Below are 11,757 nucleotides of genomic sequence, written 5' to 3'. Positions count from 1 at the left end.
CGACCGCTGGAGAGCCATGAGGTCATCGTCAACCTCATCGCCAACACCACAACCACTACGGGTCTAAAGGTTCAGGGCCAACTTGACACCAATCCGTACCCGGCCGGCATTAAGGTATCAGACACCGAACTGGCTGCTGTCCAACTGGAGCGCTCGGACTTTCATGGTGATTGGAATTATGTCATCCGGCCACATAGTTGAAAAAAGTTATTTTCTCGCGACTCCTTAGTGTTTTTATTGGAAAAATCAAATTTAGAAATGCTCTCAATAACCTGAAGTCTTATTGACCTCTTTATTAATGGATGTTATAATTCTTCTTGGCTCTTGATTTAACTGAAAATATGCGGCAGTGGCGGAATTGGCAGACGCGTAAGATTCAGGTTCTTATGGGCAGTAGCCCGTGGGGGTTCAAGTCCCTTCTGCCGCACCAAAATTATAAAAACCTGCCTGTAAAAGGGTAGGTTTTTTAATATATATGAGGCCTTCGCAACCATTCTATTGAGCTTGTATTCGTTAAATGTTAGAATGTCTTATCAGAAAATGTTTGGATTCATAAAAATATTAAGCAGGTGAATGCTTTGGACGAAATGATTAATATTGCGGCGGCGGCGGAACTAATCAGCAAAGCAAAAAAGGTGGTTGCCTTTACGGGCGCCGGTGTAAGCACAGAGTCCGGGATCCCCGATTTCCGCAGTCCGGGAGGCATCTGGGAAAAATACCAGCCTGTCTATTTTCAGGACTTTCTGGCCAGTGAAGAGGCCCGCAAGAAATATTGGATTCGCAGCAGGGTCACTTATCCCGTCATCAGGGACGCCATGCCGAACCATACTCACCTAGCCCTGGCGGAACTGGAGAAGATAGGCAAGCTGGACTGCATCATTACTCAAAACATAGACCGGCTGCACCATAAAGCAGGCAGTTCTGCGGAAAAAGTTATTGAAATTCACGGTGTGAGCGCTATTGTAAACTGCCTGAAATGCCGTGAAAGCTATTCAAGGGACGACATCCAGGCGCTTCTGGAAGAAAAAGAAGAAATCATCGCGCCGGTTTGCAAAAAATGCGGCGGGCCTTTAAAAGAAGCGACCATATCTTTCGGCCAGGCGATGCCGGAAAAGGAAATGGCCGAGGCGGAGTACAGGGCACAGAGCTGTGATTTGATGCTTTCTTTGGGTTCGTCGCTTGTTGTTTATCCCGCAGCATACATGCCGCAGTACGCGCAGGGCGCCGGCGCAAAGCTGATCATTATCAATATGGCTCCGACTCCTCTCGATGACGCCGCCGATCTGGTTTTTCACTCTAAAACCGGAGAAATACTGCCTAAAATAGTTGAAGAAGTTGCAAAAAGGATTGGCGGTTAAGACTTATCTAAACTGCTTTTGCTTAAAGTTACCATGCCTGTCTTATTTGAGGCATGACTGCTTGACACGGTTTTACGGGTATGTTAACATACACCCTAAGTAGTCTAACAGGCTATAAGATTTAATATTTTTAGGAGGAAAGAGATTTGCAAGGTAAAGTAAAATGGTTTAGTGCAGAAAAAGGTTATGGCTTTATTGAGAGGGAAGATGGCGGAGATGTCTTTGTACACTATTCGGCCATTCAGGAGGAAGGCTTTAAAACTCTCCAGGAAGGTCAAGCGGTGGAATTCGATATAGTCGAAGGCGCCCGTGGGCCTCAGGCGGCAAATGTAATCAGAGCGTAACTAAGGTTCCCCAGTCCTGAAAAAAGCGGGGCTGGGGATTTTTATTTTAAGGCGGGGTCTGGCGGGAATAATATATATTGAGAAATACAGGAGGTGGATGTTGCGTGAACATTCAGGTGAGGGGTAGGAATGTCGAGGTTACCGAAGCTTTGAAGGATTATATCGCTAAACGTGTGGGCAAGGTGGAAAAGTATTTGGATAACATCCGTGAAGCACAGGTGACACTTGCAGTTGAAAGAGGCTTTCACCGTGTTGAGGTAACAATCCCGGTAAACGGTATAATTTTGCGTGGTGAGGAATCCACGCCGGACATGTATGCTTCTGTTGATTTGGTAGTGGAAAAGCTGGAAAAACAGGTTCAAAAACACAAGGGGAGGCTGATCAAGCGCCTTGGTAAATCTGCCGGGGAAACGCCGGACGAACGGTTTGCAGATTACGACTACCCCCAGATAGTGCGCACAAAACGCTTTGACATCAAACCGATGACGGTAGATGAGGCAGTGCTGCAGATGAATCTTCTCGGACACAGCTTTTTTGTATTTTCAAATTCGGAGTCGGAACAAGTCAATGTTTTATACAAACGCAAAGATGGAAATTACGGTTTAATCGAACCGGAGTTTTAGAGATCTTGCAGTTCTTGTTTTAAAATGATACAATTGTAACCAGTAAAGGAGGAACCAGGGGGTTCCTCTTCATTTAAGAAGGTGATTTTCTTGCTTAACATACTCAGGAATTTGCTAGATGATAATTCCCGGGAAATTAAGCGGATGCAGAAAATTGTTGATAAGATCAACTCCTATGAAGCTGAATTACAGGCGCTTCCAGATTCAATACTTCAAAATAAGACGGTGGAATTCAAGAACCGCCTGGATCAGGATGAAACCCTGGATGATCTGCTCCCCGAGGCTTTTGCGGTAGTCAGGGAGGTCAGCCGGCGTGTTTTAAATATGCGCCACTTCGACATGCAGTTGATGGGCGGTATTGTTTTGCACCAGGGAAAAATAGCGGAAATGAAAACCGGTGAAGGAAAAACACTGGTGGCCACTCTGCCCGTTTATCTTAACGCGCTCACCGGGGAGGGCGTGCATGTTGTAACCGTCAACGATTACCTGGCCAAACGGGACAGCGAATGGATGGGTAAAATCTATACGTTTTTAGGCCTTTCGGTCGGCCTTGTTGTGCATGGTTTGGATTTTGACGAGCGTAAAAGCGCTTATGCTTCCGATGTCGTTTACGGCACAAACAATGAATTTGGTTTTGATTACCTCAGGGACAATATGTCCATACAACCCGATCAAATGGTCCAAAGAGAACTCAACTATGCTATTGTGGACGAAGTTGACAGCATTCTTATAGATGAGGCCAGAACTCCCTTGATTATCTCGGGCCAGGCCGATAAACCCACCGATTTGTATTATAATTTTGCCCGGCTGGCGCCGCGGCTGGTCAAAGACAGGGATTACACGGTTGAAGAAAAGACGCACACCGTTGCTCTTACCGAGGAAGGTGTAGCTCTTGTCGAAAAAATGCTCAAGGTGGATAACCTTTACGATGATAAGCATACGGAACTGACTCACCATATGCAGCAGGCGCTGAAAGCGCACGCGCTGATGAAAAAAGACAGGGACTACGTAATCAAGGACGGCCAGGTAATCATTGTTGACGAGTTTACCGGGCGTCTGATGTTCGGCCGCCGGTACAGCGAAGGGCTGCACCAGGCCATCGAAGCCAAGGAAGGAGTCCGGATTGAGCATGAGTCTCAAACTCTGGCCGCAATTACTTTTCAGAACTACTTCCGAATGTACGAAAAGCTTGCCGGCATGACCGGCACAGCCGCAACCGAGGAAGAGGAATTCAGAAAGATCTACAAACTCGACGTAATAGTCGTCCCCACACACATGCCCATGATTCGCCGGGATATGCCGGACGTGGTTTATAAAACTGAAAAGGCCAAATTTAAAGCGGTAGTTGACGAGATAGCGCGGCGGCACAAAACGGGGCAGCCGGTTCTTGTGGGTACCGTCTCCATTGAAAAATCAGAAATAATCAGCCAGATGCTGAAAAGGTCTGGAGTCTCCCATAATGTCCTCAACGCAAAGTATCACGAAAAAGAGGCTGAAATCGTAGCTCAGGCCGGACGTTTAAATACGGTTACCATTGCCACCAATATGGCCGGCCGCGGCACAGATATCCTTTTAGGCGGCAACCCCGATTTCCTGGTTCAAAATGATTTGAAAGGCAAAGATTCCGACGATCCTGATACCACGGTTAAAGAGGCTGAGAAACTCATGGAAAAGTATAAAATAGATACTCTTGAGGAACATAAAAAGGTAGTCGAACTAGGTGGCCTGCACATTATCGGGACTGAACGCCATGAGAGCAGGCGGATTGACAACCAGCTGCGGGGACGTACAGGGCGTCAGGGCGATCCGGGCGCAACCCAATTTTATATTTCTTTGGAAGATGACCTGATGCGGATGTTCGGTTCCGACAACATTGCGGGGATCATGGACCGCCTGGGGCTTGAGGAAGATATGCCGATTGAACATAACATAGTCAGCCGTTCGATCGAAACAGCCCAGAAGCGGGTTGAAAACCGGAACTTTGAAATGCGCAAGCATGTGCTTGATTACGACGACGTCATGAACCAGCAGCGTGAAGTCATTTACGGACAGCGCAGGCAGGTGCTTACATCCGAAGACCTGAAGGAAAATATTCAGGAGATGATTACCTGCGCCATAGACAGACTGGTTACGACATACTGTCCCGAAGGAGTGCACCAGGAAGAGTGGGATCTGCAGGGGCTTTTTACCCAGGCTGAACAAATATTCTGCTTAAAGAAAAAGATTGACCAGGAGAATTTTGAAGATTCCGGACGGCAGTCTATCAAAGACAACCTGGAGGAAATGGCGCTGAAAGCATACGAAGCCAGGGAAGAAGAACTGGGCGCCGGAATGATGCGTGAACTAGAACGTGTGCTTATGCTGCGGGTTGTCGATGACAAGTGGATGGATCATTTGGACGCAATGGACCAACTGCGCGAGGGTATCGGGCTGCGCGCGTACGGGCAGAAGGACCCCCTCATCGAATACAAGTTTGAGGGTTACGAAATGTTCCAGGGGATGATCAGCAGCATCCAGGAGGATGTTGTCAGGTATCTTTTCAGGGTTAATATAGTCCAGCCGCAAGAGCAGCAGCGTAAGACCGTTGAAAACAAGTATAAGGAAGATGAGCCAAAGCGGCCTGTCAAGCGTGAAAACAGGATTGGGCGAAACGATCCCTGCCCCTGCGGCAGCGGCAAAAAGTACAAGAAATGCTGCGGAAGAGCGGCCAGTTGATTTTTTGAGCAAAGTAAGGTGAATAATTTGTTTATGGAAATAGCCCGGGAATTATCCAGCCTGGGCAAGCGCATCGAAGAATTGAGGGCTTCCCTTTGACTTTGTAAAAAGGGAGCAGGAAATAGCGGTTTTAGAGCAAAAAATGCTTGAACCGGGATTCTGGGACAACCAGGATGAATCTCAGCAGGTTATGCAGACCATTTCGGGTATTAAAGAAAGATTGGAATCGATCAGGGCGCTGGAAAACATCTATGAGGATTTGACGGTTTTACTCGCTCTCGGCGAGGAGGAAGACGACGCTCAAACAGCGCAGGAACTGGCCGGCGAGTTGAGAAACCTTGACCGTCTTGTGGAGCAGTCTGAGCTGCGTTTTCTTTTAAACGGCCAGTACGACGCCAATAACGCAATTATTTCTTTACATGCCGGGGCGGGCGGTACAGAGGCGCAGGATTGGGTCCAGATGTTGCTTCGCATGTATATGAGATGGGCTGAAGAAAAAGGATATACATGTGAGATGGCAGACCTGCTGCCGGGGGATGAAGCCGGTGTAAAAAGCGCCACCATGATTGTAAGCGGCCGGAACGCATATGGTTATCTGGTTTCCGAGAAGGGCGTCCACCGCCTGGTGCGCATCTCGCCCTTCGATGCCAGCGGCCGGAGGCACACGTCCTTTGCTTCGGTAGATGTGCTGCCGGAAGTTGAAGAGGAAACTACTGTCCAGATCAATCCCGGCGATCTCAAGGTTGACACATTCAGGTCTAGCGGGGCCGGGGGGCAGCATATCAACAAGACGGATTCAGCGGTAAGAATAACACATTTGCCTACAGGCATTGTCGTTGTCTGCCAGGGTGAACGTTCCCAGATTTCAAATAGAAATACGGCTTTAAAGCTCCTCAGGGCGAAACTTGCCGATCTTGAGTTAAAGAAGAAGGAAGAAGAACAGGCCGCCCTCCGGGGCGAAAAGACAGAAATTGCCTGGGGAAGCCAGATTAGATCTTACGTTTTTCAGCCATATACTATGGTAAAAGACCACCGTACAGGTGTGGAAGTCGGAAATGTAAATGCGGTAATGGACGGAAGAATTGATGAATTTATAGCTTCGTACCTGAAGGACAAGGCCAAAAGAAATTTATCTTAGAAAGAAAAACAGGGATAGTATTATATCCGGGGATGATTTCAAGTGAAATTCCCAGGGATAAAGCGGCGGCCGATTAGCGCAAGCCTGTTTTTTGAGTTTTTAGGAGTAACTTTAGGGGCGCTTCTAATTGCTCTGGGCCTGGATTTGTATCTGGTACCTAATAAAATCGCCGCCGGCGGCGTAAGCGGTATTTCAACAATATTGCATTACGTTATCGGTGTGCCCGTCGGCGTGACCATGCTTATTCTGAACATCCCGCTGTTTGTCATCAGTATCTACCGGCTGGGGTTTGTTTTTGGATTCCGCTCACTTTTTGGCGCCACGATACTGTCTGTCTTTGTAGACACTCTCGCTCCTTACCTCCCGGTAGTAACTCACGATCCATTACTGGCGGCTCTTTTTGGCGGGGCTGTCGTCGGGCTTGGCCTGGGCATAGTCTTCAGGCACAGGGGCACAACCGGCGGCACCGACCTTGCTGCGGCCACACTGCAATCATACATTGGAATAAATATCGGCCAGCTTCTGTTTATAGTCGACGGCCTGGTTGTTTTAACAGCGGGAATAGTCTTTAAATCCTGGGAACTGGCCATGTATGCGCTGCTTTCTATTTTTGTCGCTTCCTGGCTTGTCGATCTTGTTCAGGAAGGTATAAGCTATACAAAGGCATTCTTTATTATCTCCGACAAGCACAAGGAAATAGCGGATTTAATCATGAGCGACTTAAACCGCGGCGTGACGGCGTTAAAAGCGCAGGGGATGTATACGGGTACAGAGAGGGAAATTCTTCTGGTAGTTGTTAACCGGATAGAAATCAGCAGGCTGAAAAACCTTGTTTATGAAATTGACCCGGGAGCTTTTGTCATCCTTGCGGACGTTCATGAGGTGTTGGGGGAAGGGTTTAAGAAGTACAGACCTTTTAAAAAGTTCTTTTAAGGCAGGTGATGTTGGTTATGGATCAGGAAGTAATAGCACGGTTAGAAAAAAAAGCGAAAGAGATCAGGCGGGACATTATTTCAATGACGGCGGCGGCTGGTTCCGGGCATCCGGGAGGGTCCCTGTCGGCGGCGGATATTGTAACCGCCCTTTATTTTCAAATTATGCGTTTGGATCCCGAAAGGCCCGACTGGCCGGATCGGGACAGGTTTGTTTTATCAAAGGGGCACGCGGCCCCTGTGCTGTACTCGGCACTGGCTGAACGGGGGTTCTTTAGGACTAGTGAACTGCTTACCCTGCGTAAACTGGGCAGCCGCCTCCAGGGTCATCCGGATATGAAGAGTCTGCCGGGGGTTGAAATGTCTACAGGTTCTTTGGGCCAGGGACTGGCAGTAGCAAATGGAATGGCTCTGGCGGGGAAACTGGACAACCGGGATTACCGGGTTTTTGTTTTAATGGGTGACGGTGAGAACCAGGAAGGGATGATCTGGGAAGCCGCCATGGCTGCGGCGCATTATAAATTGGACAACCTTACCGCCTTTCTCGACCACAATGGCCTGCAGATCGACGGGCCGGTGCGTGAGGTGATGTCCGTAGAACCTGTCGCCGACAAATGGAAGGCTTTCGGTTGGGATGTCCAGGTTATTGACGGGCATGATTTAAGCCAGATTATAAATGCTGTTGAAAAAGCGAAGGAAGTAAAGGGCAGGCCGCAGATGATTGTTGCCGAGACAGTTAAAGGCAAGGGTGTCTCTTTTATGGAAAACAATGTTGACTGGCACGGCAGGGCGCCCAACCCGCAGGAAACCGAAAAGGCATTGGCCGAACTTGCCTGAAACTTGCCTGTAATAATAGAAATAAAACCGCTCAAAAAATTTTGATTGGAATACATTTGAAACACCTTTGGAATACATTTAGAATACCTTTGAGGGGGCTCCTTAATGAAAAAAATAGCTACCCGCGAAGCATATGGGGAAGCCTTGGCCGGGCTTGGTGCAGAATATCCGGACATCGTAGTTCTTGACGCGGACCTTTCCAAATCCACTAAAACAATAGATTTTGCAAAAAGATTTCCCAACCGTTTTTTCGATATGGGAGTTGCGGAAGCAAATATGCTTGGAACCGCCGCCGGCCTTGCGGCTTCGGGCAAAATCGCTTTTTGCAGCACCTTTGCCGTTTTTGCCGTAGGGAGGGCCTTTGACCAACTGCGGAACAGCGTTTGCTATCCCAGGCTGAATGTAAAAATAGGGGCCAGCCATGCTGGAATCAGCGTAGGGGAGGATGGCGCATCGCATCAATCGGTTGAAGATATTGCCTTAACGAGAGCCTTGCCCAATCTTACCGTAATCGTGCCGGCGGATGCGGCGGAGACCAAAAAAGCCGTTCTGGAAGCGATTAAAATAAAGGGGCCGGTGTACCTGAGACTGGGAAGACTGGCTGTCCCCGCTCTTCATGAAGATGATTTCGTCTTTGAAACCGGCAAGGCGATTACAATGCGGGAAGGTACATCGGCAACCATTATAGCCGCCGGATTGATGGTGGCTGAGGCCCTGGCGGCGGCAGACGAACTTGCCGGCGAGGGGCTTGAGGTAAGGGTTGTCAACATGCATACGATCAAACCCCTGGATACGGAGGCTGTGATTAAAGCCGCACAGGAGACAAAAGCTATTGTCACCGCCGAGGAGCACAGCATTATCGGCGGCCTGGGCAGCGCAGTCGCCGAAGTTGTCTGTGAACATTGTCCTGTCCCGGTGTACCGGGTCGGCATAAAGGACTCTTTTGGAGAATCGGGCTCGCCGGCTGATCTTTTACAAAAGTTTGGCCTGACGTCGCGTCATATAGCTGAAGCAGTTCGTAAAATAAAAGGTTTAAAGTAAGTCCAGATCATAACCGGCCTTTAACATTGTCGCACGCTGGTATAAATACTTTGCCAGGGCGAGATCCTGAATGGCCAGGCCTGTTGAATCAAAGACGGTTATTTCGTCTTTTGTCTGACGGCCGGGACATTTCTTTGCTATTACCTCGCCAAGGCTGCCCGCCAGTTCTTCCTGATTGTATTCTCCGGAAGAAATGGCGACATTTATTTCACCGCTGTGCACGGTCTGCTTTAAATCATCCACAAATACCCTCGACCTCTTCAGAATCTCTGTTTCCAGTTCCTGTTTGCCGGCCGCGTCTGCCCCGATAGCGTTAATATGCGTGCCGGGTTTGATAAACCGGCTTTCGATAACCGGTTTACGCGCCGGTGTAAGAGTGCAGAGTATTTCATTTGAGCAGGTCTCTTCAAGCGACGCCACTTCCACGGGCAGATTTTTATAACACTCCTTCAGCGCTAAAGCCCTGCCCGGGTCGGTATCAAAAACATTGATCCGGCTGAATGAAAAAGAAGCCGCCAGTACTTCCAGGTGTGTACGCGCCTGGCCGCCGCAGCCGACTATTCCGAGGGTTTTTGCGTCCGGGTTGGCCAGATATTTAATTGCTGCAGCGCTGGCCGCAGCCGTCCGGTAACCGGTTAGCAAGGTTGCTTCCATAACGGCTAAAGGCTTGCCTGTGGCTGGGTCGTTGTAAAAAAGCATGCCCATTACTGTGGGAAGGTTGTTGGTGGAAGGATTAAGCGGGTATACACAAACCCACTTCAGTCCTGCGGCGCCCCTGAAATAGGCAGGCATTGCCCGGAAATCACCGTTATACTGGGGAATATCCAGGTAAATTTTGGGGGGCATGGAGGCTTCGCCTATGGCATATGCATAGAAAGCTTCTTCAATAACAGCAGGCAGTTTATCAAGTTCAATCAGACGCTCCACTTCTTTTCGGGAAAGAATAAGCACGATTAGACCACCCCTTTATTAATCCTTAAAGAATACTTCAATCTGTACGGTTGTATTCCTGCCGGCACAGGGCTCTTTAATTAAGTGTAAAATTCTGTTATAATTAGTTTATGGATGAAAAAATAGTTTCGGTAAACAGAAAAGCCCGCCATGAATACCACCTGCTTGATACTTTTGAAACCGGCATTGTGCTGACCGGCACGGAGGTCAAGTCAATACGCGCAGGCAACGTGAGCATGCAGGACAGCTATGCCATAGTTGAAAACGCCGAGCTTTTCTTGTATAATTTACATATAAGCCCTTTCGAAAAAGGGAACCGTTTTAATCATGAACCAAAGCGGATCAGGAAGCTTTTAGCGCACAAAAGTGAGATCATGCGGCTTTTGGGATATACCCGTGAGAAAGGCCTGACAATAATCCCGCTGAGGATTTATTTCAACGAGCGGGGGCGCGTCAAGGTGGAGCTTGCCGTGGCGCGGGGTAAGAAAACCTACGATAAGCGGGATGACATAGCCAAAAGAGACGCCAAGAGGGAAATGGAGCGCACTTTAAAAGACAGGAATTATAAAAATTAATTATATGGGGGCGAAATGGGTTCGACGGGGGAAGTAGGGACAGAAGAAGCGAGCCGGGGTTCCATCAGCCCGTCAAAACGGTGGAAAAACTATAATTGCCAATAACGAATACGCTTTAGCTGCTTAATTGCAGTTAACCTCCTACCTATGCCGGGCCCGTGGCCTGGGCAAGGGGGTCATTAAAACGGGCTGGTTTAAGTTCAATTCTCGGAGAATTTAAACAAGAGACATCGAGATAGCGCCGAAGGAGCCCGGCTGTGGGCGCCCTAGGAGCGAAACAACAAAGCGCAGCCTGCGCTCGGAGAAGCTTCTGTAACTGTTCTTTCGGACGGTGGGTTCAACTCCCCCCGCCTCCACCAAATAAGTACGCAATAATTGATACAAGGCAAAATCCCAATATCATTGGGTTTTGCGGCAATTTTGCGCTAAGATAAAGCACCGTTTTCGGACGGTGTTTTTTGTTTTTTCGCACCCTTTCGTTAAAAAGTATAGGAATCGTTAAAAGGTTTGAGTAAGGTTTAAAATAGCCGTAACATACGGCCATCGGGCCAGATACGTATAGAGCAGTTCCCCAAAGCCGAGTAATATTACCCTTCCAACTGATAAATAAGGGCTTGCATCGCCAGATCGATCACATAATCCAAGTCCATGTTCTCATCCGCTTTAAGAAGTACATCATTATTGGCGAAATTGCCTATGCCGGTATAATTTTTGCACAGCCCTTTTTCATCCTTGATTTTATCAAAAGGAATATTGAAGGCAATGGTGAATTCATTTTTGGAAGGGCGGATATTAACAAAATTAGTCTCACTCTTGTAGGCAATGTACTGCTGTTTGTATTCCTTGATAATATCAACATCGAGAGTGAGCAGCTTTCGGTCCAATTCATCGTACATTTTGGCTATTGCAGGCGACATCGGCGGGTAGTGGGCCATGGAAGTATATGCAGGTTCAGTTTTCCCTCTATCGGCATATTCATCAAGCTCCGCCTGGGTTACTACCGGGTATGGCCATATTTTGACCGCCATTTCTGCGAGTTTGTCAGCCCGTTTGCTTATCTCGTCTTTGTCCCACTTAGGAGCCGCGATAAATTAATGTGATAGGGGTTGACAATTTGATGGCGTGGTTGTATCATAGCGTTGGGGTGATAGGTTACGGAGCCACGATGGAACCCGCCATTTTGGATCGGAGATCGTCTTTTCACAGAAAAGGATCTTGAATTGATCCGTTGGACGACAGAACG

At 48.3% G+C, this 11,757-nt stretch carries 12 protein-coding genes, 1 tRNA gene and 1 other RNA gene; 12 read left to right on the top strand and 2 right to left on the bottom strand.

Features of this window, described 5'->3' with window-relative positions; genetic code table 11:
- The 10 genes from DEH07_02635 to DEH07_02590 form a co-directional block, all read left to right on the top strand.
- Positions 1-201 (top strand): ISAzo13 family transposase (locus DEH07_02635; GenBank protein ID HBY03436.1); only part of this gene is annotated, 201 nt, incomplete at its 5' end.
- Positions 202-343: 142 nt separating this feature from the next.
- Positions 344-430: transfer RNA gene (locus tag DEH07_02630), tRNA-Leu, on the top strand.
- Positions 431-587: 157 nt separating this feature from the next.
- Positions 588-1,358, top strand: coding sequence for a sigma factor regulator FecR (locus DEH07_02625; protein HBY03435.1), 771 nt, complete (start codon positions 588-590; stop codon positions 1,356-1,358).
- Positions 1,359-1,504: 146 nt separating this feature from the next.
- The gene (locus DEH07_02620) at positions 1,505-1,702 is read left to right on the top strand and encodes a cold-shock protein (GenBank protein HBY03434.1); all 198 of its coding nucleotides are present in this window, start codon (positions 1,505-1,507) and stop codon (positions 1,700-1,702) included.
- A 104-nt stretch (positions 1,703-1,806) separates the two neighbouring features.
- Positions 1,807-2,325 (top strand): ribosome-associated translation inhibitor RaiA, encoded by a 519-nt coding sequence (gene raiA, locus DEH07_02615; GenBank protein ID HBY03433.1) that lies wholly within the window; start codon positions 1,807-1,809, stop codon positions 2,323-2,325.
- Between the two features lie 90 nt (positions 2,326-2,415).
- Entirely contained in the window at positions 2,416-5,040 is a 2,625-nt protein-coding gene (locus DEH07_02610; protein HBY03432.1) for a preprotein translocase subunit SecA, read from the top strand.
- 33 nt (positions 5,041-5,073) lie between these two features.
- Positions 5,074-6,178, top strand: a protein-coding gene (locus DEH07_02605) for a peptide chain release factor 2 (protein ID HBY03431.1) whose coding sequence is annotated in 2 segments (ribosomal slippage) — positions 5,074-5,136 and positions 5,138-6,178 — 1,104 coding nt in all. Because the reading frame shifts where the segments join, the coding sequence is not laid out codon by codon here.
- Positions 6,179-6,250: 72 nt separating this feature from the next.
- Complete coding sequence (locus tag DEH07_02600; GenBank protein HBY03430.1) at positions 6,251-7,111, top strand: hypothetical protein; 861 nt, start codon at positions 6,251-6,253, stop codon at positions 7,109-7,111.
- Between the two features lie 17 nt (positions 7,112-7,128).
- Positions 7,129-7,947, top strand: a complete 819-nt coding sequence (locus DEH07_02595; GenBank protein ID HBY03429.1) for a transketolase — start codon at positions 7,129-7,131, stop codon at positions 7,945-7,947.
- Positions 7,948-8,052: 105 nt separating this feature from the next.
- A complete protein-coding gene (locus DEH07_02590) occupies positions 8,053-8,988 on the top strand; it encodes a transketolase (protein ID HBY03428.1) in 936 nt (311 codons plus the stop codon).
- Here the strand turns inward: DEH07_02590 and DEH07_02585 are convergent.
- Positions 8,980-9,942, bottom strand: a complete 963-nt coding sequence (locus DEH07_02585) for an ornithine cyclodeaminase family protein (protein HBY03427.1) — start codon at positions 9,940-9,942, stop codon at positions 8,980-8,982. The two genes, DEH07_02590 and DEH07_02585, sit on opposite strands and share 9 nt — an antisense overlap.
- 107 nt (positions 9,943-10,049) lie before the next feature.
- Between DEH07_02585 and DEH07_02580 the strand changes: the two genes are divergently transcribed.
- Both DEH07_02580 and ssrA read left to right on the top strand, forming a co-directional pair.
- Positions 10,050-10,514 (top strand): SsrA-binding protein, encoded by a 465-nt coding sequence (locus DEH07_02580; GenBank protein ID HBY03426.1) that lies wholly within the window; start codon positions 10,050-10,052, stop codon positions 10,512-10,514.
- Positions 10,515-10,520: 6 nt separating this feature from the next.
- Positions 10,521-10,873: a transfer-messenger RNA gene (ssrA, locus tag DEH07_02575) on the top strand.
- Between the two features lie 228 nt (positions 10,874-11,101).
- Here the strand turns inward: ssrA and DEH07_02570 are convergent.
- Complete coding sequence (locus DEH07_02570; GenBank protein HBY03425.1) at positions 11,102-11,542, bottom strand: hypothetical protein; 441 nt, start codon at positions 11,540-11,542, stop codon at positions 11,102-11,104.
- Between the last annotated feature and the right edge of the window lie 215 nt (positions 11,543-11,757).

The organism is Desulfotomaculum sp. (genome assembly GCA_003513005.1).
Lineage (GTDB): Bacteria > Bacillota > Desulfotomaculia > Desulfotomaculales > Nap2-2B > 46-80.
Note: the sequence above shows the minus strand (reverse complement) of the source record. Positions and strands in the feature narration are given on the sequence as shown.